General features: G+C 69.8%; 22 protein-coding genes and 3 tRNA genes. 19 read left to right on the forward strand and 6 right to left on the reverse strand.

The features are described 5' to 3' along the window. Positions 1-23: 23 nt before the first annotated feature. On the forward strand, positions 24-1,838 hold the full coding sequence (locus BJ992_RS09355) for a protein kinase domain-containing protein (RefSeq protein ID WP_343072570.1): 1,815 nt from the start codon (positions 24-26) through the stop codon (positions 1,836-1,838). Positions 1,839-2,013: 175 nt separating this feature from the next. Here the strand turns inward: BJ992_RS09355 and BJ992_RS09360 are convergent, their stop codons facing one another. Continuing rightward, the gene (locus BJ992_RS09360; protein ID WP_184979527.1) at positions 2,014-3,030 is read right to left on the reverse strand and encodes a M48 family metallopeptidase; all 1,017 of its coding nucleotides are present in this window, start codon (positions 3,028-3,030) and stop codon (positions 2,014-2,016) included. 118 nt (positions 3,031-3,148) lie between these two features. On the opposite strand from BJ992_RS09360, the gene nadD reads away from it, so the two are divergent. The 4 genes from nadD to BJ992_RS09380 all read left to right on the forward strand — a co-directional run bounded on the left by nadD (position 3,149) and on the right by BJ992_RS09380 (position 5,057). Next, positions 3,149-3,754 carry a nicotinate-nucleotide adenylyltransferase gene (nadD, locus tag BJ992_RS09365; RefSeq protein ID WP_184979529.1) on the forward strand — a complete coding sequence of 202 codons (606 nt, stop codon included), beginning with the start codon at positions 3,149-3,151 and terminating at the stop codon, positions 3,752-3,754. 52 nt (positions 3,755-3,806) lie between these two features. Continuing rightward, positions 3,807-4,214: a ribosome silencing factor gene (rsfS, locus tag BJ992_RS09370; RefSeq protein WP_184979531.1), complete on the forward strand. Its 408-nt coding sequence runs from the start codon at positions 3,807-3,809 to the stop codon at positions 4,212-4,214. Beyond that, on the forward strand, positions 4,207-4,863 hold the full coding sequence (locus tag BJ992_RS09375; RefSeq protein WP_184979533.1) for a histidine phosphatase family protein: 657 nt from the start codon (positions 4,207-4,209) through the stop codon (positions 4,861-4,863). The genes rsfS and BJ992_RS09375 overlap by 8 nt, the downstream gene beginning before the upstream one ends. A gap of 121 nt (positions 4,864-4,984) precedes the next feature. Then, positions 4,985-5,057 (forward strand) — tRNA-Ala (locus tag BJ992_RS09380). Between the two features lie 41 nt (positions 5,058-5,098). Here BJ992_RS09380 and BJ992_RS09385 read toward each other — a convergent pair. The 3 genes from BJ992_RS09385 to BJ992_RS09395 are packed head-to-tail and all read right to left on the reverse strand — an operon-like array spanning position 5,099 to position 8,453. Continuing rightward, on the reverse strand, positions 5,099-6,790 hold the full coding sequence (locus BJ992_RS09385) for a CATRA conflict system CASPASE/TPR repeat-associated protein (RefSeq protein WP_184979535.1): 1,692 nt from the start codon (positions 6,788-6,790) through the stop codon (positions 5,099-5,101). Then, the gene (locus BJ992_RS09390; RefSeq protein ID WP_184979537.1) at positions 6,787-7,113 is read right to left on the reverse strand and encodes a CATRA system-associated protein; all 327 of its coding nucleotides are present in this window, start codon (positions 7,111-7,113) and stop codon (positions 6,787-6,789) included. The genes BJ992_RS09385 and BJ992_RS09390 overlap by 4 nt, the downstream gene beginning before the upstream one ends. Before the next feature lie 32 nt (positions 7,114-7,145). Next, positions 7,146-8,453, reverse strand: a complete 1,308-nt coding sequence (locus tag BJ992_RS09395) for an AfsR/SARP family transcriptional regulator (protein ID WP_184979539.1) — start codon at positions 8,451-8,453, stop codon at positions 7,146-7,148. Positions 8,454-8,823: 370 nt separating this feature from the next. On the opposite strand from BJ992_RS09395, the gene BJ992_RS09400 reads away from it, so the two are divergent. The 12 genes from BJ992_RS09400 (at position 8,824) to BJ992_RS09455 (ending at position 21,442) form a co-directional block, all read left to right on the forward strand. Beyond that, positions 8,824-9,627, forward strand: coding sequence for a hypothetical protein (locus tag BJ992_RS09400; RefSeq protein WP_184979541.1), 804 nt, complete (start codon positions 8,824-8,826; stop codon positions 9,625-9,627). A 77-nt stretch (positions 9,628-9,704) separates the two neighbouring features. Then, on the forward strand, positions 9,705-12,773 hold the full coding sequence (locus BJ992_RS09405; protein ID WP_184979543.1) for a CHAT domain-containing protein: 3,069 nt from the start codon (positions 9,705-9,707) through the stop codon (positions 12,771-12,773). A 348-nt stretch (positions 12,774-13,121) separates the two neighbouring features. Next, positions 13,122-13,907: a hypothetical protein gene (locus BJ992_RS09410; protein ID WP_184979545.1), complete on the forward strand. Its 786-nt coding sequence runs from the start codon at positions 13,122-13,124 to the stop codon at positions 13,905-13,907. A 786-nt stretch (positions 13,908-14,693) separates the two neighbouring features. After that, positions 14,694-15,557 (forward strand): DUF11 domain-containing protein, encoded by an 864-nt coding sequence (locus BJ992_RS09415; protein ID WP_184979547.1) that lies wholly within the window; start codon positions 14,694-14,696, stop codon positions 15,555-15,557. 122 nt (positions 15,558-15,679) lie between these two features. Then, positions 15,680-16,042, forward strand: a complete 363-nt coding sequence (locus BJ992_RS09420) for a hypothetical protein (RefSeq protein ID WP_184979549.1) — start codon at positions 15,680-15,682, stop codon at positions 16,040-16,042. Next, the gene (locus BJ992_RS09425; protein ID WP_184979551.1) at positions 16,039-16,422 is read left to right on the forward strand and encodes a hypothetical protein; all 384 of its coding nucleotides are present in this window, start codon (positions 16,039-16,041) and stop codon (positions 16,420-16,422) included. Before BJ992_RS09420 ends, BJ992_RS09425 begins: the two co-directional genes overlap by 4 nt. A gap of 55 nt (positions 16,423-16,477) precedes the next feature. After that, positions 16,478-17,296 carry an SRPBCC family protein gene (locus BJ992_RS09430; protein ID WP_184979553.1) on the forward strand — a complete coding sequence of 273 codons (819 nt, stop codon included), beginning with the start codon at positions 16,478-16,480 and terminating at the stop codon, positions 17,294-17,296. 140 nt (positions 17,297-17,436) lie between these two features. Next, positions 17,437-17,509: transfer RNA gene (locus tag BJ992_RS09435), tRNA-Ala, on the forward strand. Positions 17,510-17,554: 45 nt separating this feature from the next. Next, on the forward strand, positions 17,555-18,121 hold the full coding sequence (locus BJ992_RS09440) for a GntR family transcriptional regulator (RefSeq protein ID WP_343072571.1): 567 nt from the start codon (positions 17,555-17,557) through the stop codon (positions 18,119-18,121). Between the two features lie 58 nt (positions 18,122-18,179). Continuing rightward, on the forward strand, positions 18,180-19,010 hold the full coding sequence (locus BJ992_RS09445; RefSeq protein ID WP_184979555.1) for a GNAT family N-acetyltransferase: 831 nt from the start codon (positions 18,180-18,182) through the stop codon (positions 19,008-19,010). A 183-nt stretch (positions 19,011-19,193) separates the two neighbouring features. Then, positions 19,194-19,847 carry a class I SAM-dependent DNA methyltransferase gene (locus BJ992_RS09450; protein WP_184979557.1) on the forward strand — a complete coding sequence of 218 codons (654 nt, stop codon included), beginning with the start codon at positions 19,194-19,196 and terminating at the stop codon, positions 19,845-19,847. A gap of 113 nt (positions 19,848-19,960) precedes the next feature. Continuing rightward, positions 19,961-21,442: a vWA domain-containing protein gene (locus BJ992_RS09455; protein WP_246496577.1), complete on the forward strand. Its 1,482-nt coding sequence runs from the start codon at positions 19,961-19,963 to the stop codon at positions 21,440-21,442. A gap of 79 nt (positions 21,443-21,521) precedes the next feature. On the opposite strand, the gene BJ992_RS09460 is transcribed toward BJ992_RS09455, so the two are convergent. Continuing rightward, the gene (locus BJ992_RS09460) at positions 21,522-22,070 is read right to left on the reverse strand and encodes an EF-hand domain-containing protein (protein WP_184979559.1); all 549 of its coding nucleotides are present in this window, start codon (positions 22,068-22,070) and stop codon (positions 21,522-21,524) included. A 315-nt stretch (positions 22,071-22,385) separates the two neighbouring features. Here BJ992_RS09460 and BJ992_RS09465 point away from each other — a divergent pair. Next, a tRNA-Ala gene (locus tag BJ992_RS09465) sits at positions 22,386-22,458 on the forward strand. 61 nt (positions 22,459-22,519) lie between these two features. After that, positions 22,520-23,107: a DUF1707 domain-containing protein gene (locus tag BJ992_RS09470; protein WP_184979561.1), complete on the forward strand. Its 588-nt coding sequence runs from the start codon at positions 22,520-22,522 to the stop codon at positions 23,105-23,107. A 1-nt stretch (position 23,108) separates the two neighbouring features. On the opposite strand, the gene BJ992_RS09475 is transcribed toward BJ992_RS09470, so the two are convergent. Next, a complete protein-coding gene (locus BJ992_RS09475) occupies positions 23,109-24,089 on the reverse strand; it encodes a GlxA family transcriptional regulator (protein WP_184979563.1) in 981 nt (326 codons plus the stop codon). Positions 24,090-24,095: the final 6 nt, after the last annotated feature.

Below are 24,095 nucleotides of genomic sequence, written 5' to 3' on the forward strand. Positions count from 1 at the left end.
CGACTTCTATGGGTGCACGGCGAGTGAGCGGGCTGGGTAAGGCCGGTCCGTACACCATGGTGGAACGCCTCGGCCGCGGTGGCATGGGCGAGGTTTACCTCGCCGTCAGCAGGCGCGGTGAGAAGGTCGCCGTCAAGCTGCTGCGTGAGGCGATCGGCGACGACCCCGAGGCGCGATTAAGGCTGGAGCGCGAGGTGAAGGCGCTGCGGCGGGTCGAGAGCCCGTACGTCGCCCGCGTGCTGGACGCCGAGCTGTCCGGGGACCGTCCTTACCTCGTGATGGAGTACGTCGAGGGCGAGACGCTGCTGGACGCCGTCAGACGCGGCGGGCCGCTGGCGAGCGGCGGCCTCATCGACCTGGCCCAGGGGCTGGCCACCGCGATCGCGATCATCCACGCCGCCGGGGTGGTGCACCGGGACGTCAAGCCGGCCAACGTCGTGCTCGGCCCGGACGGCCCCGTGCTGATCGACTTCGGCATCGCGCAGGTCGTCGACGCCACCAGGCTCACCATGACCGGCACGTTCCTCGGCACCCCCGGGTACTCGGCGCCTGAGGTGTTCGCCGAGGAGGAGGTCGCCGAGCCGTCCGACGTGCACTCCTGGGCCGCCACGGTGGCGTTCGCCGCCACGGGACGGCCGACGTTCGGCCGTGGCAGTGTCGAGGCGCAGATGTACGCCGTGCTGAACGGCAGAGCGGACCTCGCCGGAGTGCCGGGGGTGTTGCTGCCGCTGGTGCGCGCCGCGCTGCACCGCGACCCCGACAAGCGGCCCACCGCGGCGCTGCTGTCGGACCGGCTGTCCCGCCTGGCCCGCGCCACCGCGGGCCCGCCGCTTCCGCCTCCGCGCCGCCGCACGCGCGCCGACGCCGCCGACCCGGCCGCCGACGGCACGCAGAAGCCCGAGCCCCGCCGTGGCCGCGCCTCCGGCGACACCCCGGACAAGCCCGTTCGCGTGGGCCGCGCGGAGGAGACACCGGTCAAGGCCGAGGCGGCGCCGCGCAAGCCGCGGGTCGACGACGCGCAGGTCAAGGCCGACGCCGCTCCCCGCAAGGGCCGGGAGGAGGCCCAGGTCCAGGCGGACGCGCCGGTACGCCGCAAGGGACGGGAGGAGACCCAGGTCAAGGCGGAGACGCCGGTACGCCGCAGGGGCCGGGAGGAGACCCAGGTCCAGGCGGAGACGCCGGTACGCCGCAGGGGCCGGGAGGAGACCCAGGTCAAGGCGGAGGTGCCGGCGCGCCGCACGCGGGCCAGGGCCGGGACGGCCGAGAGACGGCCGGCGCTCGCCGCCGAAGCGATCGCCGCCGGCGCCACGGCGCCGCCGGGGAGCGCGGTGCTGATCGTGCTCGCCATGCTGGCGGTGCCGTGCGTCGTGGTGTCGGTGATCTGGCCACCCGCGACGTTCGCCGTCACCGCGGCGTTCTGCGTGCTCGCCAGGGCCTGGTGGGGCGGGCACTGGCTGGTGCGCAACCGCCGGTCGGCCCGGGTGCGCGGCACGCTGCGCGTGGTGTCGTTCCCGCTGGCGCTCAGCGGGTCGGCGCTCAGCGCCGCCGTCTGGCCCGGCCTGCCGGCGGCGGCCATCGCCGCGTCGGCCTTCTGGGTCACCGCGGGTGGCCAGGTGGCCGACGCCTGGTGGACACAGGACGGGCCGATGACGGTGGCCGGTGTCGTGTTCGGCGTCGTCTGCGGCGGCATCGTCGGCCGTGAGGTCGAGCGGATCGGCGGCCATGTCCCCGACCTGCGCCGCGAGGGCCTGCGGGCCCTGTCGGTGCTCGGCGGTTTCGTCGCGCTGTGCGCCGCCGCCGTGCGGGTGCTCGCCTGGGTGCTGCCGCACGCACTGTGACCGGCCGTCGCTCACCGGGCCCGGCCCACCAGGCCGGGATCACCAGTCCTGCTCACCGGCCGGGATCACCGGTCCTGCTCACCGGCCTTCGGGACCGGTCCTGCCCTCCGTCCCCTGTGACCAGCCCTGTGGCACCGTCCCGCCGGCGGTGCGACGGGACGATGGGAGGGGGCCGTCAGGCGTCCCGGCGGGCGAAGCGGTTGAAGATGCGCTCGCCGGCGTGCACGGCGCCTTCCGCGACGTCGCGGAGCACCCCGATGAAGGGGTCCTGCGACTGGGCCCACGACTCGCGGTAGGAACGGGCCGCGGCCTTGATCTCCTCGGAGACCTTGGCGTTGGCGTCGTCCTCACGGCGCGGATAGTTGCCGGCGAGGATCGACTGGTACTCGCCGTCGCGGCGCCAGCGGTCCAGCTCGGCGACCCGGATCACCGCGAACGGGTGGGTGCTGCCGAGCAGGTTGAGCACCTTCAGCAGGCCGTCGCGGACGTCACCGGCGGTGTCGTACTCGCGGGCCTGGTCGAGGAAGGCCTCGATGTTCATCTCGTGCAGCCGCGAGCCGCCGGCGAGCTTCATGAGGGCACGCATGGCCGCGTCGGGGTCCTGCCCGCACAGCATGCCGCCGCGGTCGGCCGACAGCTCGGCCTTGCGGTGCCACTCCTCCAGCGCGGTCACGATGATCCGCAGGCCGATGTACCCGAGCGGGATCCACGCGACCCGGGTGGCGAGCCGCGTGAGGATCGCGAGCATCGTGCCGTACACGGCGTGTCCCGACAGGATGTGGGCCGTCTCGTGGCCGACGACGAAACGCAGCTCCTCCTCGTCCATGAGGTCGAGCAGGCCCGTGTTGACCACGATGAACGGGTCGTCGAACCCGATCGCCATGGCGTTGGGCTTCGGGTCCTGCTGGACGTAGATCTCAGGCACGCGGTGCAGGTCGAGCAGGAACGCGCTGTCGCGGCCCATGTCGTACAGGCCGCGGAACTGGGTCTCGCTCGCCCGCACCGAGGAGCCGAGGAACATCAGCCGCAGGCGGCGCTCACTGAACAGGCCGGAGGTGCGTTTGAGCACCGCGTCGAAGCCTGAGAGCGAACGCATCGCGACCAGTGCCGAGCGGTCGGCGGGGTGCTCGTAGGCCCGGGAGCTGATGCCGGGTAGCTGGACGCGGTTGCGGTCCGGGGTGGTGGTGGTCATGGTCGGCATGCTACGTCGGGCCAGATGCGTGCGCGCGGCGTTGCCTGTGCCTGTGGATTTCTCCGGCCACGGGGGGCGATCGCCGGTCGCCGGAGCGCGGCAGGCTAGGGTCCCTCGCATGAGGAATGGGGCCCGGACCAGGAAGCTCGGTGTCATGGGCGGAACCTTCGACCCGATACACCACGGTCACCTGGTGGCGGCGAGCGAGGTGGCGCACCACTTCGGGCTCGACGAGGTGGTGTTCGTGCCGACGGGACGTCCCTGGCAGAAGGCCGACCAGATCGTGTCGGCGGCCGAGGACCGTTACCTGATGACGGTGATCGCCACCGCGTCCAACCCGAGGTTCTCCGTCAACAGGATCGACATCGACCGGCCGGGCCCCACCTACACCATCGACACTCTGCGCGACATCGCCGCACTGTACGAGCCGGACGTGGAGCTGTTCTTCATCACCGGCGCCGACGCGCTGGCGCAGATTCTGAGCTGGCGGGACGTCGACGAGCTTTTCACCATGGCGCATTTCGTAGGCTGTACCAGGCCCGGTCATGTGCTGCAGGATCCGGGACTCCCGGAGGGGAAGGTCAGCCTGGTCGAGATCCCGGCGCTCGCGATCTCGTCCTCGGAGTGCCGGCAGCGGGTGGCCGCGGGGGAACCCATCTGGTATCTCGTTCCTGACGGGATCGTGCAGTACATCAACAAGCGAGGTCTTTACCGGGCATCCTGATAATGGGAAGTGCTGGACCTCGTATCCCTCACCGGAGGAACGACCCTTATCTATGACAGCATCGGACAAATCCCTCCAGCTCGTGAGAGTCGCCGCCGAGGCCGCGGCCGACAAGCTGGCGGACGACATCATCGCCTACGACGTCAGCGACCAGCTCGTGATCACCGACGCCTTCCTGCTGTGCTCCGCCTCCAACGACCGCCAGGTGCGTGCGATCGTGGACGAGATCGAGGAGCGCCTGCGCATCGAGGCGCACGCCAAACCCGTGCGCCGCGAGGGAGAGCGTGAGGGCCGCTGGGTGCTCCTCGACTACCTGGACATCGTGGTCCACGTGCAGCACGAGGAGGACCGCACCTTCTACGCGCTGGAGCGCCTCTGGAAGGACTGCCCGGCCATCCCGCTGCCTGAGAGCGTCCTGCGCGTGCAGGAGCAGCGGAGCCGCGGGACCACGGGTGAGTGAGGCGGCGCGCGGCGACCGCCGCATCGTCTTCTGGCGCCACGGCCAGACCCAGTGGAACGTCGAGCAACGCTTCCAGGGTCACACCGACATCCCGCTCGACGAGACCGGCGTCGCGCAGGCGGCCCGCGCGGCGGCACTGCTCGCGGCGCTGCGGCCCTCGATGATCGTGTCGTCCCACCTGCGCAGGGCCCACGACACGGCGGCCAAGCTCGCCGCGCTCACCGGCCTTGAGATCATGGTCGACAAGGATCTGCGCGAGCGCGGCGGCGGCGAGTGGGAGGGCCTGACCCGGTCGGAGATCCGCGCGAGCTGGCCCGTGGAGTACGCCGCGTGGGAGGCCCCCGGAGGTGAGGTGGTCACCGGGGTCGCCGACCGCGTGGCCGCCGCGACCCTGCGCTGGGCCGACCGCCTCACCGGCGACGGCCCCCTGGTCGTCGCCTCACACGGCGCCGCCATCCGCCTCGGCGTGGCCCGCCTCCTCGGCCTCCCCGAGGCCCTGTGGCCGGCCCTCGGCGGCGTCGGCAACTGCTGCTGGTCGGTGCTCGCGGAAGGCCGCAAGGGCTGGCGCCTCGTCGAGCACAACGCCGGCACGCTCCCCACCCCCGTCAACAGCGACGACCGGCCGGAGTCGGCCACCGCCGCCACCTGACACGTCCCGGACACGGCCACCACCTGACCCGAAAGGCCGGGAGGTGGCCGATTAGGTGAACGACGGGTGATGGCTATATGCTCGGCGAGCGCCGCGTGGGGGTGTCCCTGAGCGGTGGCGCGGGGCTATAGCGCAGTTGGTAGCGCGCCTCCATGGCATGGAGGAGGTCTGGGGTTCGAATCCCCATAGCTCCACCCGATCAAAGAGCGTCCATGTGAGGCACATGGACGCTCTTTCATGTCACCGGCGGCTCCCGGCGATACGAGGCCAGCGCCTGGAATCTCGGACGTAGCCAGTCGTGGCCATTGTTCTTGATCTGGCAGCCGGCGATCTGGAGTCTCGTCGCGATCTTGTTGTGGCATTGCGCCGAATCGGTGAGCCGGATGTAGTTCATACCGCCGAGATCGGTGATCGGACGATGATCACCGGCCGTGACGATGATCGTGCGGTCGCGGTATATGGCCAGGGCCATTCCGAGTTCCAGCAGGACGTTGGGCCGGGCCTGCATGCTCGGACCGATTTCTTTGCTGTCCTCGTGCGTCCCGTGCAGGCTCGGATGCAGCGAGACGACGTCGTCGGGGGTCATCAGGACCACGGTGGCCTGCGCACGGGAGACCGCCTGTGAGACGACGTCTCCGAGGTAGGGCAGGGTGCTGCCGGTGAGGGACACCAGGGGCTCCCATTCCAGAGGCTCCAGATCGAGGGAACGCAGGAAGTCGAACATGGCGGTCCGCGCCTCCTCGTCACGGCCGTGCACCACGAAGACCCGCCTCGTCACGTCGGGTGAAGCGTCCATGGTGGCCTCCGGTTCGGGGAAAGGACGTGCCGCGAGTTCCGAAGCCCTGGATAGGGCTTCGAGCCGGTCGGTTCGGTGGGCTGCGATCTCCAAGTACGCGATCTGGTCGTCCAGTCGTGCGATGAACGACCGGGCCATGGCCCGGTCGTCGGCGAACGGCCCGGCCGCGAGCAACTGAGGGGTGCCGACGACGCGGCTCATGTTGTGCACCGAAATGGTCACGCTTTCCCGTAACTCTCGCAGATCGGCGCAGATCAGAGACGCGTCGTACAAGCCGAGCCGTGACAGGTCGAGCGGCCGGCCGCCGCCTCGCGCCGTCGCACGTCGCCGGCGCAGATCGGCGAGCAACGCGTCGATGGCGTCACGCGACTCGGCGGTACGGTCGTCGCGTTGCCAGACGCGCAAGTGGAAGCGCATCACCGCGGCGTGCAGGAGGTAACGGGCGAGCGGGGGAATCGTGGGGCTGCCGTGGGACCATGTCCATGCGCTCGCGGCTTTGGCGTCCGCCGTGGCGAAGGCGACCAGAAACCTGCGCAGCCACTGTCCGTCGTCCGACGGGGACGTCTCCCAGATGGTTGTCCGCTCCTCGTGGGTGACGCCGCGCCGCCACCAGTTCTCGGCCTGGTCCCCGGGAACGAGCGGGCCCAGTTCGCGACCTGTCATCGTGTGATCCGGCGGAGGTGCCGCGAGGTCGGCCAGGTACAGGCGCGCCTCGCCGAGCAGGTGGGGTGCCTGGGTAGCGGTGAGCCTGGTCCACTGCCGGTCCAGTTCTCGCCACCACGACCGTGGTCCGTCCGGCGACGGCATCAGGGGTGTCGGTGCCAGCGCCACGGAGAGATTGAGGATGTTGTGATGGCGCCGTAGCACGGCCTGGCATCTGGCACCCGTCTGTTCCTGTACGGCCAGCGCCGCCTCCGGGCCGGACCAGGTGACGGGAGGTAGATCGTCGTACGAGTCGGGTAGGAGGTGACGGAGACGGAGCCCCGGTACGGGATCGACCATCTGGAAGACCTGGCGGCATCCTGACCAGATGTCGCGCAGGGCTCGATACGCCGGACCGGCGTCCGGCCCGCTTCCCGGCGCGTAGAGGTGGGTGACGAACTGATGGTTCACCTCGGACAGGCCGGTCATCGGGATTCCTGGTCGGCGTCAGGCGTGCTGCTCAGCCTGCTGATCAGGTAGGCGAGCCGTTCCTCGACCTGTGGCGGGGGAGGGGTGTCCGATTCGGGGCTGATAGGCGTGACCTTCGTCGGGCCGGCCAGTTTCAAGACCTTGACGGCAAGTTGGAACGCGTCGAGGTCTCCCGTGTCATACGCGGTATGAGCGCTTTCCACGGTCCGGCTGATCCGATCCCAACGAGCGGGTGCCATCTGCCAGGAAAGTATCTCCTGGAACACGGAGAGGCCGTCACTCTTGATGCGTGTGATGTCGTGTCGGCTGTCGAATGGCTGCACGATTTACCAGTGTATAGGGGAAAAGCGAATGCTCATTGAGTCTCGCGATACGATTTCGCCAGCTCCATCATGTCGATCTTCTCGAGGGCCGAGGCCCGCAGAATGACACGCAATTCTTTGCAGAGGTGGCCATCGCGAGAAGCGGCCGCCAGGTAGGAATCGATGATCATGCGTAGCAGTTTCCAAGGCTCGGCCGCTCCGAGTCTGGACAGTCCGGAACCGACAAGTGCGATGGCAACCGGCCGGAGCTGACCGTGCCGGTAGACGGCCGTCCAGAGGTTGTCCAGACTGAGCGTGAGATCGGCCACGCTGGACCGGGCGACGAGGTCGTTCCCCATCCTGCTGTAGGCGACGGCGAAGACGCAGCGTCCAGGCGGTCGTAAGGTGATGACGGTTCCGATCGGATAGCGGATCAGCTTGCCGTGCGGCTTGGTCGATCTGCTCTCCGTCCCCACCCGGGGGACATGGCTGAGCCCGGCCCGGAGTTCTTGGTCCAGCCGCTTGCGGTCGCCGTGGTACACGCGTCGAAGGAGCTGGCCCTGCACGCTGGAGTCGCTGATGACGAGATCGCCCTCCACCGCCGTGTCGAACGTGTCGGTGAACCCCGTGACCAGGTGCGCGTCGTCCTGCGCGAACAGGTCGCCAGGCATGATCACGAGCGAGGTGTCGAGTTCAGGCAGGTCGCGCCGGAAAACCGTGCCTTCCGGTCTGGCGCGCAACTGCTCACGGATCGCCGCCAGATGACCGCTCAGCTCCGGGTCGCCGGGGGAGTGCGCGTGAAGACGTTCGGCGAGGACGAGGGCCTTCTCGGGGCGGCCCACCTTCTGATAGGCGCGCAGTAACTCGCGGCGCGCCGTCTGCTGGAGACGGGTCAGCAGGTCCGACAGCGCGGTGACGCTCCCGCATATGGCGGCGTTGGCCACGGGCCGTCCCCGCCACAGGGCCAGCGCCTGCTCGAGCAGTTCGACAGCGGTGACCGAGTCCACCTGCTGGGCCTTGCCGACCAGATCCTGGAATCGAAGCGCGTCCACAGTGGCACGCTCCAACTGCAGCCGGTACGCCGTCGGCTGACCGCGTTCGGTGGACAGGACCACGGAATCCGGTGTGTTCAGCAGCACGCGCAGGCTCATGATCTGTTTCTGGACCTGGTTGCGCTCGCCCCGTCCGGCCTTCCGGCCGTCGGCCCAGATGTCCCGGTACAGGTCCGCCACCGTTACCGATTCACCTTCCGCCATGATCAACCGGATCAGGACGGCGGCCGTCAGTGGTCTGAGGACGGCCTCGCCTTCGTCGGTCTCGACGGACACCTGGCCGAGCAGCCTGATGCGCAGCCCTTTCATGTGAATCTCCTCTGCCTGTAGGGCTCACGCCACCGAGACGGAAGCGCGGTGGAAGCAATATGGAAGCGCGTGCTCCCTGGCTGCGGAAGCGTGGGCTCGTGTCTCCTTATGGGGTCACCGCGACGTGCTGAACGTGCGAATCACCCATGTACGAAAAATACCGACAATCTTCCTCATATTCCTCAAGTTCCAGACCCGTGTAGCCGCCTGCACCTGATGAGCCGGCGGTGAGATTGTAGACGTTCGGCTCAGAAGTGGAATGATTCGCAATGATTTGTGACTAGATTGGCAATGTCGTCAATTATTGATTCAGCCGACCGGCTCCGGATCCGTTCCCGTCGCCACTGATCGACCGGCTTGAGAGACGAGCATGGGCTTTGATGAAGTAAGAGGAACGTTCGGGGACAAGGTGCTGGCGGCTCTGGACGAACTGGCGCATACGCGGCAGGAATCCCCGATCGACACGATCGCGCTGCTGATCGCCATGGCGAGGATCGACGTCGACGGCGACTGGCAGCGGCTGTGGCTGGAGTTCGGGGAGCTTACCCCGGCCATGTCGCAAAGGTTTCCCGATCCCGCACCGTTCGCCGGTGACCTGTGGCGCGGCCGTCCCATGACCGGGACCGTCGCCGTCGCACTCCACGCGTCGGCGGCACTGGCCGCCGGCTCGCGGTCGCTGCCGGTTTCGCCGGGGATGCTGGGACTTGTCCTGGTCGGTCGCCCGAGCACGGGAGCGTCGTGCGCTCTCACCGGCGGCTCGCCTCCCCGCTGGGCCCGGCTTCTCGACGTGTTCCAGCGCGACGTCGTCGGAGGCAACTGGCCCGAGATCCAGCCTGTTCTCAAGTTCTGCTACGAACGTGCCGAAGCGTTAAGGAGCACCCCTATGCCGACGGACGATGACCCCTCGACAGAGCGTTGGATACAGGACATGTCCACGTCCGTCGCCGAGCGTTTCAAGAGGCTCGCCGATCTGATGAACCAGCTTGTCCGCGCGGAACGGCCCGCCGAGCGGAGCCGGCTTGTGGCCAAGCATCCGGAACTGCTCAACGACGACGTCGACGCCGGCTTCGTCAAGCTGATCGCGGACGCCAAGGCTCAGCGTGACATGGTGGCCGCGCGGAGGTACCAGGACCGGCTCGACTTCCTCAGGGAGTACCGGCGACAGACATGGTGACCTCCGCCCTGGAAAGTCGCATCGCCCGATGCCGGACCCGGCCGGCCCCCCACCTCGTACTCGATCCGGAGGCCGGCTTGGAGGCGGCGGCTCTGCTGGAGTCATCCGGCGACCGGCCGGCCGGGACGCAGGTACTCGCTCTGGTGGGAGAACTGCACTATCTCCGTTTCAAGGCCCGCGGACCGGACGGACACGCGGACCTCATGGTCGCGTGCCTGATGTACGCTCCGCTGCTGGCCCACAGCGCGGATGTGATCCCGGTCCTCGTCCGGGATCTCCTCGTCGGCATGCGCCGCAAGTGGTTCGACAGGCACGCGCCACCGTCCCGTACCGCGTTACGCAGGGCATTGAAGAGCCGCGGGCCGGCCGCGGACGCCTGGGCCGCCGTGGCGGCGCATGCGGCCGGTGTTCTCTGGGAGATGTTCCGCGCCACGAAGGACCACGGGTCACTGGCCGAGGCAGGCGCCGTACTCACTCACGCGATACGGCTCACGCCGGTGAACGACCCGGAGCGTCAATGGAGGCTGTCCGACGCCGGGAAGATCGCGTTCAGCCGCCACCTCCTCGATCAGGACGCACGCACCCTGGACGCGTCCATCGACGCGTTGCGCCAGGCGAGCGGACTCCCCGATCAGGGGAGTACGCACGGCGCTCTCGCCACAGCGTTGTTGACGCGCTTCCTTCGCGACAGGCGCCGGCCGGACATCGAAGCCGCGGTGACGGCCGGTCGGCGGTGCGTAGAGGCAACCCCCTCGGGACATCCCCAGGGAGCGGAACGTGAGGCGCTGTTCGCGGCCATCTTGCTGGGCCGGTGTGCGGAGACCCAGGAACCGGCCGATCTGGACGAGGCGCTGAACCGTCTTCGCGCGGCCCTTCCCGACATCGCGGACGATCGCCTGCTTCTCGATGTCCTCCGCCCCCTTATCGGATACGCGTACGGATACCTGTACGAGATGGTCGGCGACGGAAGCGCCTTGGCGGCCGCGGCCGGACTGGCCGCCGTGCCGCCGGTCACTCCTGATACCGCCGTGTCGCGGGACCTGGACGCCGTCGACCTGCTCCTGCGGACGTATCTCCGCACCCAGGAACCACACCACCTCGACCAGGCCACCCGTACCCTGCGGCACATCGAGACGTCTCGTCGTGATCTGCTTCAGAAACCGTCCCGGGACGGCCACAGGTTGTGTCTCGCGTTCGTGCTCATGCTGCTGGAGAAAGGCGCGCGTACCGAGGACCGGTCCCTTGAGGAAGCCGCGGTCAGGTGGGGCCGGCTCGCGTTGCGCCTGGCCGGCGGCCCGGTGGCCCGGTGTGCCGCGAACAACCACCTCGGTCTCGCCTTGATGGCCAGGTATCGTTCGAGCGGTGGCCCTGATCTGGGCCTGTCGACGCGGATGGACACTCTGGACGAGGCCCTTGAGTGTTTCCTCACGGCGATCGACGAGGCACCCGCCGGGCACCCGTCCGCGACGGCCGCACTGGTGAATCTCGGGCAGGCACTTCTGCAGGCCGACGAGGTCGGCGACCGTTCGCAGACGCTCGATCGTGCGAGCGAGGTGTTCGGCGACACGACGGCACCTCCGTCGGCGAGCCCGAGAGCTCGCGTCGAGTTGGCCGTCGCCGCCGGACGGATGGCCGGCTCCCGGTGTGACTGGTCCTCCGCCGTGCGGCACTTCCAGGACGCGGTCGGCCTGCTCGACCATGCCGTGCCGCGTAGCCTGGCCAGAGGTGATCGTGAGTTCCAGCTCAAGCGCCTGCGCGGACTGGCCGGCGAGGCGGCCGCGGCGGCGGTGCGGATCCAGGACGACGAACTCGCCGCCACGCTCTTCGAGCAGGGACGTGGAGTACTTCTGGCGCAGAGCATGGACACGCGGGTCGACCTGGTGCGCCTGGCAGCTGTCGCTCCTGGACTCGCCGCGGACTTCCAGCGGCTGAGCGGGCAGATGGACGAGATCGCCAGTGGTCTGGCCGGATCCGGCCGGACTGTGGGCCACGCGGAGACGGTCGCCGCGCGCCGGAGGCTGACGGGACAGTGGGACCGGCTGGTCGATGAGATCCGGCGGAAGCCGGGTCTTGACGGGTTTCTGCTTGCCCCGCACGCGGAGGACCTCATCGCCGCGGCACGGTACGGGCCGATCGTCCAGGTCAGCACAAGCTGGTTCGGTTCGGTCGCGCTCCTCGTCCGTGCGAACGGCATCGAGTCGGTATGTCTGCCTCGCCTCGATCCCCCCACCGCTCGGACCATGGTCGCCGAACTTCGCCGGAACATCGCCCAGAACGACGAGGAGCAGCTGCTGGATCTGCTCGGGTGGATGTGGGACGTGATCGTCGGCCCGGTTCTCGATCACCTCGGGATGAACGTGGCGCTGGAACCAGGGGCATCCGGGCCGCGGCTGTGGTGGTCTCCTTCGGGGCTGCTCTCGTTCCTTCCGCTTCACGCGGCCGGTCATCACACCACCTCGTCCGCCGCTGCTCCATTGACGGCGATGGACCGGGTGATCTCGTCCTACGTGCCTACCGTCAGGTCACTGGAGTACGCGCGTCGTCAGCCGGTCACGCATTCCTCGCCACCGCTCGTGGTGGCGATGCCGGTGACTCCCGGACATCCACCGCTCCTGGCCGTCGAGCGGGAGGTGACGCTGCTCCAGGACCTGTTCGGTGCGAAGGCGGTGATCGGGGAGCAGGCGACCCGCGAAGCCGTCCGGTCGACCTTGCCGGATCATCCATGGGTGCACTTCTCGTGTCACGCGCGGAGCGACATGGATGACCCCGCCCAAGGGTTCCTGGCCCTGCACGATCACGAAACCGGCGGGCTGACGGCCGGTCACGTCGCGGCCTTGAGGCTGCCGCACGCAGAGTTGGCGTTCCTGAGCGCCTGTGAGACCTGGCAGTCCGGTGCGACGCTCGCGGACAAGGCGATCCATCTGGGGTCGGCCTTCCAACTTGCGGGCTATCGTCACGTGATCGCGACATTGTGGCCGGTCGCCGCCGGTGCGTCCGAGCAGATCGCCGACCATTTCTACAACGCTCTCAAGCATGATGGTCTGACGGCCGCCCCCGGGGCTCTCCACCAGGTGACGCGAGCCATACGCGACCTGGTGCCGGAGCAGCCGTCGGTGTGGGCCGCACACGTGCACAGCGGTCCATGAAGCGGAAGAAGCGCCTCAGAGAGCGTTCTGGGGCCGTTCCGGCCGGATGTTGGTTCTTGGTGGGTTCGCGGGCCGTGTGGCCTGACTGACGGCTTGCTGTCGAGACGGATTTTTTGTAATTGCGGAATACCGGCTGTGACCTGGAGCGGGGTGGGGGTGCGGCGAGCCGGTCGCCGGAGGGGGTCGCATGGGTGCGGGGAGAGCGGGCAGGTCTTCGCGGTCCCTTCGATCAGAGCGATCCAGATGGAGGATGTACTGATGGCGACAGACCCTGAGGTACACCGACAGGGTGGGGCGCACCGGCGGGTTCAACGAACGATGATCTTCGCAGGTGCGACCGTGCTCTTGGTGAGCGGTGGCATCGGTGCGGCCGCGGCCGCCGCGACTCCCGACCCTCCGCCGAGTCCGACGGCGACGATCACGGAGACGCCGACCGCCACGCCGACCGATCTCCCCACCGAGACGCCGACGGTGCCGCCGACAGAGTCACCCACAGCGCCACCGACGGAGACTCCGACGCCTCCGGCGGTCAAGGTGCCGCCTCCTGGCGCCTGGGCCGTCTCGGGGACGCCGCACGGCGAGTACGTCGTCGGCACCAAGGACGCCTGTGTCTTCGTGACCGTGCTCGGCCAGACGGGTGAGGCGACCGCGGTGGCCGACGGGTCGATCACGGTGCGCAGCGTCGACGGTTTCGAGAAGGTGTACGTCGTGGACGACACCACCAAGGTCGTCGCGGGTGGCCGGGGCAACTCCGGCGTCAGGCAGGGTGACTGGGTGGCGGTGACCTCCCTCGCCGGCACGGAGAACGCGACCGCCGCCTACGTCTACGACCTGTCGCGGCCGAGCAAGAACCTGTCGCGCGGCAAGGGCTGGTGGTACGGCACCCCGCAGTGGCACTGGCGCTGGGCCAAGCCCGCCAAGTTCCGCACCCCCGAGCCGTGCGCGACCCCCACGGTGATCCCGACCCCGACGGTCACCCCCAGCGAACCCCCGACGGAGACCCCGACCCCCGTGCCGACACCGAGCCCCGAACTTCCGTCGGAGACCCCGACCGGGGTGCCGACACCGAGTCCCGAACTGCCGTCGGAGACGCCGACCGCGACGCTCACGGAGACCGCGCCACCTGCCTCGTGACGGCGGGCCCGGTCTGAACCGGATCAGGTCACTGGACACGGAAAGCGACGACCCCGGCGGCACGAGGCTTCGCCGGGGTCTTTCCGACGAGCCGGATGAAACGGGCAGAAAAGACGTACGGCGACGCGCTCGTCACCTAAGGCGTCCCCTTCCCCAGGTGACTTACGCGTCGCCACACGTCTTCTGGCCGAACTATCCGCCGTCGAGGAAGACTCTGCCGTGCCTATGTTTCGTCAGGGCGTTCACTCGATGACAACTGTGTCAACTTTACCGGTTCCGCCGCCAGGCGGCTCCTGTGGTCTTGGCGGCATCGCCGGCGATGCGGCAGGCTCCTCGGCCGGCTGACCACCGGGTCGCGAGGTGCGGCCGGTGCGGCCGGCCTTCGGGTCGCGGGTCACGGCCGGTGCGGGGAGCCGTGAGGGTGCCGGCCGGGTCGCCGCCGGTCCGGCCGGCGCTCTCGATGCCGTCGAGGACCGCTTCGACGACACCTCCTGGGGAACGCGGCGGGTTCCGGCCGGTGGTCGATCACCGTCCGGCAAGTTGAATACCGATATTTCGGATATGGAGAGCAAAGTCCGAAAATGAAATGCGAATGGTCGCAGGGAGAGCCGCAGACCGCACGGTACGAGGCCGTCGTTCCCATATCCGGCGGTGCGGGCCTTGAAGCGTCCACATTCGGCCACGGTGTATGGCCGGTGAATCCCCGCAATCAACCGCCGACCGGGAAATAAGACGCGATAGTCGGAGGAGTCCGTGTCGTCCGAGACCCGACTCCGAAAGGCTGCGATGAGATCCCTACGGCGCCCCCTCGCCCTGATCGCCGCGTCCCTGGCCCTGGCCGTCTCCCCGCTGGTCACCGTCCCCGCCGCCGCGGACCCGCCGGAGGTCGCGTTGTCGGTGTCGCCGGCCACGGCGTACCCCGGAGACACGATCGACGTGACCGTGACGGTCACCAACATCCACGGCTTCACCGTGCTCAACGCCGCGGCCCGCCTCTTCGCCGCCGACCCGAGAATCACGTCGTTCACCACGCTGACCGGTTGCTCCGCTCCGGGCTCGTGCGGCACCGTGTCGGACGGCCAGGGCCCGCTCGGGTACAGCGCGAGCCTCGGCGCGCTGGGTGGCGGCCAGTCGGCCACTGCGGTGTTCACGCTGGCCGTGGACGCCGCCGCGCCGGCCGGTGAGTACGTCCTGCGCGGCGACCTCACCGGCTCCAACTACGGGTCCGAGATCGTCACCGGGCCCACCCTCACCGTCGTGACCGAGGCGGACGCCGCCGTCGCGCTGACCGCCACACCGCGGCTCGGCCTGCTCGTGCCGAAGATCGAGTTCACGGTACGGCTCACCGGCAACGGCCCCGGCACGGTGAGCGCGGCCACCGTCACCACCACGCTGCCGTCCGGCCTCGGCGCGACCTCCTCCGCCTGCGCCACCGGCTCAGGCACCGTGTCCTGCGCGTTCGCGAACCTGCCGCAGGGTGCCTCGGCGACCAAGAAGTTCTCCGTGCCGATCGGCCTGCTCACCATCGGCGTCCCCTACACCTTCACCGCCACCCGGACGGCCTCCACCCCGGCCGACCCGGTGAGCGGCAACGACGTGGCCACAGTGCGGTGCACCGTCGTGTCGATCGTCCTGGTGAACTGCGCCTGACCCGCCGAACCGCGCGGCGCCGCGTCCGCTCGCGGCGCCGCGCGTACCGGCCACGTGACCGGTCCCCGCGGCCGATAATCTACGGCGGTGTTCTGCGAAGTCATCGTCACCGCGGGCCCGCGGTGATCACCGCGCTGGCCGTCGCGCTGATCGGCGGTTCCCTGCTGCTCGCCGCGCTGTGCGTGATCACGGCCGTGCGGAACCGGCCGATGGGCATGGTGCTGCTGATCGGCCTCGGCGTGCTCGAACTCGGCGTGCTCGCGCAGGCGGTCGCCGGCATCGTCCACGTGGCGCGCGGCGACGGACCGGCCGAGACCGCGACGTTCGTCGGCTACCTCGCCGCCATGGTCGTCATCCCTCCCGCCGCCGCTTTCTGGGCCCTCGCCGAGCGCAGCCGCTGGGGTCCCGCGGTCGCCGCCGTCGCCTGCTTCGCCGTCCCCGTCATGACCGGCAGGCTGCTGCAGATCTGGCAGGGGACGGCGTGACCGGCGTCGGCACCGGTCCCGGCCGTGTGCTCGTCGCCGTGTACGGACTGTTCGCGCTGGCCGCCGGGGCCCGCGCCGCCGTACAGCTGTCCACCCGGTTCGCCGAGGCGCCGCTCGCGTACGTCCTGTCGGCGGTCGCCGCCGCCGTGTACATCGTGCTCACCGTGGCCCTGGCACGCGGCGCGCGCCGTACCGCGCTCGCCGCGTGCGCCGTGGAACTGGCCGGTGTCCTCATCGTCGGCACGCTCAGCGTGTTCGACCCCGCCGCCTTCCCGCGCGCCACGGTGTGGTCCGGGTACGGCAGCGGCTACCTTTTCATCCCCCTGATGCTGCCGGTGATCGGCATCTATTGGATTCTTCGTACCCGAAGCTCCGAATAGGAGCCACGATCGGGGGCAGGGCTGGTTTCCAACCGACAGACAGGGAGGAAGCCTGATGAGCACCATCGAGCATTCGGTGGATGTGGCCGTACCGGTGCGTACGGCCTACAACCAGTGGACACAGTTCGAGAGCTTCCCCGAGTTCATGGAAGGCGTCGAGTCGGTCAAGCAGATCGACGACACCCGTCTCCACTGGAACGTCCAGGTGGCCGGGGTTCACCGTGAGTTCGAGGCCGAGATCACCGAGCAGCGGCCGGACGAGCGCCTCGCGTGGCGTTCGCTTGAGGAGCCACGCCAGGCGGGTCTGGTCACCTTCGAGCGCCTCGACGAGGACTCCACGCGGGTCAACCTCACGATGGACTTCGAGCCCGAGGGCCTGGTCGAGACCCTGGGTGACAAGCTCCAGATCGTCCGCATGCGCGTGCACGGCGACCTGGAGCGTTTCAAGGCCTTCATCGAGGCCAGAGGTCACGAGACCGGCGGCTGGCGCGGCGAGGTCCCGACCACCGGCGGAGGCGGCGACTGGACCGGCGACGAAGGCGCGGCCCGCACCGCTCCGGACGCCGACGTGCTGCGAGGCACCGGCACCGGCGCCACCGGTACGGGCATCCCCACCAGCGCCGGGACCACCGGCACGGATGTGCCGTCCCCGACGACCACGTCGGACGTCGGCGTCGCCGGGGCCGTCCCCGTCCTGGACGAGCCCGCTCCGGGGCCGCGTCCGCTGACCGACGAGCCCGAGCCCGCGCACCACGTCGGCGGCGAGTACCCGCCGGACACCCCGCTCCCGGCCCCCGGCAGCGGCCCGGTGTCTCCGCTCGGTACCCCCCGTTATGACGACGAGCCCCCGCTGACTCCGGAGCGCCGCGCCTGACCCCTCACGCGGACCCGGGTGAGCGGGCACGCGAGGGGCGGGCCCCGACCCGCCCCTCGCCCCACCCGCCGGGGTCCCGCGTGCCGGCGACGGTTTCCCGGTGGCGCGCGACTTCCGATAGACTGGCGGCGCGTTCGCGAGGGGCTATAGCGCAGTTGGTAGCGCGCCTCCATGGCATGGAGGAGGTCTGGGGTTCGAATCCCCATAGCTCCACCTTTCTTTCTTCTCTCGTCCGCTCCCGGTGGAGGCCGATTACCCGTGGAGCCCGATTCCGCCGTTCCGCTCGTCCTGGTCCGCCGCGCCGTGCCGACGCCACCCGCCGTCCGGGCCTCGGCGTCGTTGTTCCTGGCGGAGGCGGGGCGGCAAGGGCTGACCGGTGGCCGGCGCATGCTGTACGTCGGGCCGGAGCCCGCTCCGGAGCGGGTCGCGGCGGCGCTGCGGGTGGAGCCCGGCGCCGAGGTGCTGGCCCGCCGCAAGCTCCTGCTGGCGGGGGACGTGCCGGTGCGCGTCGCCACCAGTTACTTCCGCCTCGATCTGTTCGGCGGCACGCCGCTGTGCGAGCCCGGGTTCGTCGAACCCAGCCTGCAGGCCGGCATCGAGGCGCTCGGCCATCGGTTCGGCCACGCGGAGGAGGAACTGCGCGCACGTCCGCCGCTCCCCGCCGAGGCCGCCACGCTGGCTCTGGCGCCGGGGGAGTGGGTCGTCGAGATCCTGCGCACCGGCTTCTCCGCCGGCGACACCCCGGTGCACGCGCTGCACACCGTCTGCGCGGCCAGCCGGCACGTCTTCGAGATCACCCAGCCGAGCGGCGCCGACGAGTTCTGACGTCCGGCCGCGCGGAAATACGGTCGCACCGTTTCGACGGTGCTGGAAGACTCGCGTGATGACCTGGACATTCACCGGCGACGTCGATGAGTTCCCCGCACCGGCCGACGCGTGGCTGCGCCGCGACCCTGTGCTCAACACCGTGCCGCTGACCGTGCTGGCCCGCGTCCGCTCCGGCCTGTGGAGCGACGACCTGCTGCTCGGCTGGCACACCTCCGGCGGTGAGGTGACCGGTGCGGTGCTGCGCACCCCGCCGTACTCGTTGCTGCTCGGCGACATCCCCGTGCCGGCGGTCACGGAACTGGCACTGGAACTGCGGGACCGGGACATCCCCGCGGTGACCGGGCCGAGGGAACAGGCGGAGGCGTTCACCGCGGCCTACGGCATGGCGCCGGGGGAACGCGTCGACCACCGCCTGTACCGCCTCGGCGCACTGATCGCTCCGCGCCTTGAAGGCACGCCGCGAGTGGCGCTGGAGGGTGACGTCCCGGCCGTCGCCGCGTGGATGGCGGCGTTCCTCGCCGAGGCCGAACCGCAGCGCCGTGCCACGGACGTACGGCCCCAGGTGGAGCATCGCGTCGCGCGGGGGGAGTTCGTGCTGTGGGAGGACGAGGGACGGCCGGTCGCCATGGCCGCCTTCTCTGCTCCGCTCGTCGGCATGTCCAGGATCGGGCCGGTCTACACACCGCCGGAGCTGCGAGGCCGTGGGTACGGCTCGGCGGTGACGTACGCCGCGACCCGCGCCGCGCAGGACGCCGGCGCCGGTCTGCTGTTGCTGTTCACCGATCTCGCCAACCCGACGTCCAACTCCATCTACCAGGCCATCGGCTACCGTCCGGTCGCCGATTACGCCGAGATCACCTTCACTGTGGCGACCGCACCGGTGTAAGCCTTACGGCCCGCCGGAACCGGGTGACTCGCTGATGAAATGTTCGGTTGACGCGGAAAGTACCGTTCCACGCCATTCATCCACCCCACATCGTCAACCTTGGTCCTGACTGGACTTGACTTAAGCTGTGATATGGCTCTATCTACTTAAGACACATGATGCTTTCGGCGTTGGGTGGATGGAATGTCAGCGGAATGCTCGCGCCCGTCGCACCGGGCCGCGCAGGCTGAGGCTTTCGACCGCATCGGCGAGCGGTATGACGAAGCGTTCCCCTACAAAGGCGGACAGATCGCTTCCGCGGAGTGGGTGCTGCGGCGGCTACGGCCCGGGGCCCGTGTCCTCGACGTCGGCTGCGGCACCGGCCTCCCCACCGCGCGCCAACTCACCGACGCCGGTTGCGAAGTGATCGGCATCGACATCTCGCCGGTCATGCTGGGGCTCGCGTCGAGGCACGTCCCCGAGGCCGACCTGCGCCTCATGGACGTCGTCGAGCTCGACAGCAAACTCGGCCGGTTCGACGCGGTCGTCGCGTTCTTCTCCCTGTCGATGCTGCCCCGCGACGAGATCATGCTCTCGTTGCTGCGCATCCACGAGCGGCTGGTCCCCGGTGGCTGGCTCGCCGTCGGCATGGTCGAGATGGACGTCGACGACGCGCCGGTCCGCGTGCTCGGCACACCGTTGCGCCTCACCGGGTACGCCAGGGCCGCGCTGCGCGCCGTGGTCGAGGAAGCCGGGTTCAGCGTCCGCGAGCAGATGGACCTCGCCTACATCCCGGCCACCGACGAGGAGCCGCTGGAGATGCAGCTCTTCCTCAACTGCCGCAGGAACACCTTCTGACCCATCGGTGCCCGCGCGGTCACGGAGCGGAAACAGTTGCCTGACGCTTGGGTGACGGATCCGGCCACCGGCGGCGTTCCCGCCGTCGAACGGGGTGACCTGAGGAGGCCCCGTTGACAACACGTGTCCGCACCGCCGTCCGCGCCGCCGCGGCCCTTGTGTCCCTCGTGCTCCTGCTGGCCGTCGTCACCGCCTGCGGCGCCGGCCCCGTGCCGAACGACGCCGGCCGGGCCCGTGAGCCGTCCGGCGCACCCGCCAGACCCGCTCCCACCACCTCGGCCGAGGAACCCCCGCCGGCCGGGACCGTCTCCACGTTCGCGCTCGACGTCGACACCGCCTCCTACGGCTACGCACGCGGCAAGCTGCGGGAAGGTGTGCGTCCCGACCCCGCGGACGTCCGTACCGAAGAGTTCGTCAACGCGTTCGCGCAGGACTACGCCGAACCGGACGGCGACGGCTTCGCCGTGCACCTCGACGGTGCGCGCGGCACCACAGAAGGGTCGGCGCTGCTGCGGGTCGGCCTGCGGACCCGCTCGGTCGACGAAGCCGGCCGCCGGCCCGCCAACCTCACCTTCGTGGTCGACGTCTCGGGTTCCATGGCGGAACCCGGCCGGCTCGACCTGGTGCGCGACGCACTGCACACCTTGGTGGACCGGCTCGGCCCCGGCGACCAGGTCTCCATCGTGTCCTTCGGCGACCAGGCCCGGCTCCTGCTGTCCATGACCCCCGCCGACCGGCGCACCGAACTGCACGCCGCCATCGACGAACTCCAGGCGGAAGGCTCCACCAACCTGGAGAAAGGCCTGGTGATCGGCTACCAGGAGGCGGCACGCGCGTACCGTCCTGTGGCCGTCAACCGCGTCGTCCTGCTGTCCGACGGTCTCGCCAACACCGGCGACACCACCTGGAACGGCATCCTGAGACGGGTGAGCGACCACGCCGCACGGCACATCACGCTGCTGTGCGTCGGCGTCGGCCGCGAGTACGGCGACCAACTGATGGAACGCCTCGCCGACAACGGCGACGGCTCCGCCATCTACGTGGCCACCCCCGAAGAGGCCAGGCAGGCCTTCACCCGGCAACTCCCCGCCAACCTCGACCTGCGGGCCAGAGACGCCAAAGCCCAGGTGGCGTTCAACCCCGCCGCCGTCGCGTCCTACCGCCTCCTCGGCTACGAGAACCGCGCACTGACCGAGAAGGACTTCCGCGACGACAACAAGGACGGCGGCGAAGTCGGCCCCGGCCACTCCGTCACCGCACTGTACGCACTCACCCTGAAACCCGGCGCCGCCGGCCAACTGGCGACAGCGACAGTGCGCTGGCAGGACCCCGACAGCCGAGCCCCCGCCGAAGCGGCCCGCGCCTTCGACGTCGCCGACCTGTCCACCGGCCTGTGGGAGGGCACGTCACCACGGTTCCAGGTCGACGCGGTCGTCGCGGCGTTCGCCGAACGACTCAGAGAGGCCGACGCCACGATGTTCGGCGAGGAACTCGACGGCCTCGCCGGCCACGCGTCCCGGCTGGCCGCCACGACCGAGGACTCCATGGTGGCCGAACTGGCCGACCTGATCAGAACGGCCCGCTCTCTGGACTGAGGTGGACGTGTCTGTGCGCGTGGTGGCGGCGGCCCGTCGTTTCCCGGCCGGTCGCCGTGCCGCGTGGCGCCGGCGTGGTTCAGCAGCGGCCGAGGATGGGGATGGCCGTCTTCTTCGGGTCGAGACTGAAGTAGAAGTCGTACATCGCCTGCGCGAACTCGTCCTTGCCGAGGTGGCCGTCCCCGTCGGTGTCCAGCAGGATGAACGCCTCACGCGCCTCGGAGGTCTCCACCTCGTACGCCGACCACAGATGCAGATACTCGGCCATGCTGAGCCGCTGGTCACCGTCGGTGTCGAGCGCGTCCCACAACGCCTCGGTGATCGGCCACACGATGTGCACGATGAACCCCGTACGGTCCAGCCGAGGCGACGCGGCGTACTCGACGTACCGACGCCTGCTGACCCGCCCCGACGCGTCGGCCCCCACCGCCGTCAGAACGCTCTCCCACACCCGCAGATAGGCGTCCCGCAGCCGGTCCCGAGCGGGAGCCTCGGCCGGCAGCCCCAGCCGGTCGGCCACCAGCGGACCCGCGAGGTCCATGTCCTCCTTGCCGAGGAAACCGTCCTGGTCGATGTCGGTAATGTCGAACGCGGACCCGGCGTTGAGTTCCAACGGGCTCGGCTGCATCTCCGCTCCTGACTGTCCCGAAGTGTCGCGCCTCACGCGGACTCTCCCCGTAACCCGCCCCGCGCCGGACGCCTCCCCAGAGGGGCAGCCGTACCGCAGTCGCGGACCGGCAAGCGACCTCCCCAGCCGCTTCTCTTCAGAAAACTAGCAAACGCCGCCACGATTCGTAGCCGATTCGATCCCATCCGTATCCGCCTCCCTCCCATGCGTCACCCTGAGGCCGATGTCGTCCGTCATGTGCGCAGGCCTGTCCCGGCCTCCGATACACTTGTGCCTCGCGTCGTGGTCCTCGCCAGGGGACGTACGGCGCGACCAGGGGCTATAGCGCAGTTGGTAGCGCGCCTCCATGGCATGGAGGAGGTCTGGGGTTCGAATCCCCATAGCTCCACCGAAGTTCGACCTGACTTCCACCCCTCGTCGTGCGTGCTCGATCCTCTAGAGTTTGCGTCGTGAGCGGAGATTCAGCCCCGCGCCTCCCCCAGACGCGCATGTCGGACGCCGATCGTGAGCGGGTCGCCGAGCGGTTGCGGGTCGCGCACGGTGAGGGCCGGCTGACGTTGGAGGAGTTCGAGCAGCGGATCTCCGGCGTGTACGCGGCGCGGACGTTCGCCGAGGTGGAGCAGTACGTCGCCGATCTTCCCGGTAGTCCGCTCGCGGCCGCCGTTCCCGAGCGTGCCGAGTTGCGGACCACCGCCGCCACACTCAAGCGTCGTGGCCGGTGGGTCGTGCCGCGTCAGCTCGTGGTGAAGGCCAAGGCCGGCACGGTGAAGCTCGACTTCACCGAGGCGGTGATCTCTCATCCCGTCATCTACGTCGACCTGGACGTGTACGCGGGGTCCACCATCCTGGTGCTGCCGGCCGGGACGACCGTGGACATCGACAACGTCGAGTTCGTCGCGGGGAGTTCACGGGTGTACCGCGGCGTCACCGCCTCCTCGTTCGCGGCGGACGGTCTGCATGTCGTGATCCGCGGGAAGCAGCGCGCGGGCACGCTGGTCACCCGCACGCGGCGCCGGTTCCTCGGCTGGAGATGGTGACTCAGCCTCTCGCCGGTGCGGGTGGGGACGCGCGGAAGGTCACGCGGTAGGACTGGGGGGACAGGCCGACCGCGGCATGCAGGTGCTGGCGCAGGGAGACGGACGTGCCGAAACCGGCGCGTTCGGCGACCTGGTCCACAGGTAGGCCGGTGGTCTCCAGCAGGTGGCGCGCGTACTCGACGCGGTGGCGGATGAGCCACTGCGCGGGGCTGAGGCCGGTCTCCTCGCGGAAGCGGCGGGTGAAGGTGCGTACGCTCATGCCGGCGTGCCGGGCCTGAGCGCTCAACGGCAGGCGTTCGCCGAGCCTGCCGAGCATCCAGGCGCGGGTGGATGCCGTGCTGATGCCGCCGGGCTCGGGGAGGGGTCGTTCGATGAACTGCGCCTGGCCGCCTTCGCGCCACGGCGCGGTGACGCAGCGGCGGGCCGCGTGGTTGGCGATCTCGCTGCCGTGGTCGCGGCGCACCACATACAGGCATAGGTCGATGCCGGCGGCGACGCCGGCGGAGGTGAGCAGGTCGCCGTCGTCGACGAACAGCACCTCCTGGTCGAGCGGCACGCGCGGGAACAGCGCGCGGAAGCGTGCGGCGTGCCGCCAGTGTGTGGTGGCGGGCCGTCCGTCGAGCAGGCCGGCCGCGGCGAGGACGAAGGCGCCGGTGCAGATCGACATCATGCGCGAGCGGGTCGCCGCCTGACGCAGGGCCGTGCGCAGCTCGTCGTCGATCACGCCGTCTTCGAGCGGTGGCCCGCCGAGCACGCCGGGGACCACCACCGTGTCGGCGGTTTCGAGGACGCTCAGGTCGTGGTCGGGGAGCACGCTGTACCCGGCGTGTCCTCGTACGGCCCGGCCGCCGGGGCTGCAGGTCACGACTTCGTACAGTGGCTGTTCCCCCGGAGCCACGGCGACACGGAAGACCTGGCCGGGGATCCCGAGGTCCAGCCCCGCGAAATGGTCCAGGGCGACGACGGCTACTCGATGCGGCATGGCCCG

Origin of the sequence: Sphaerisporangium rubeum, assembly GCF_014207705.1 — a bacterium.
GTDB lineage: Bacteria > Actinomycetota > Actinomycetes > Streptosporangiales > Streptosporangiaceae > Sphaerisporangium > Sphaerisporangium rubeum.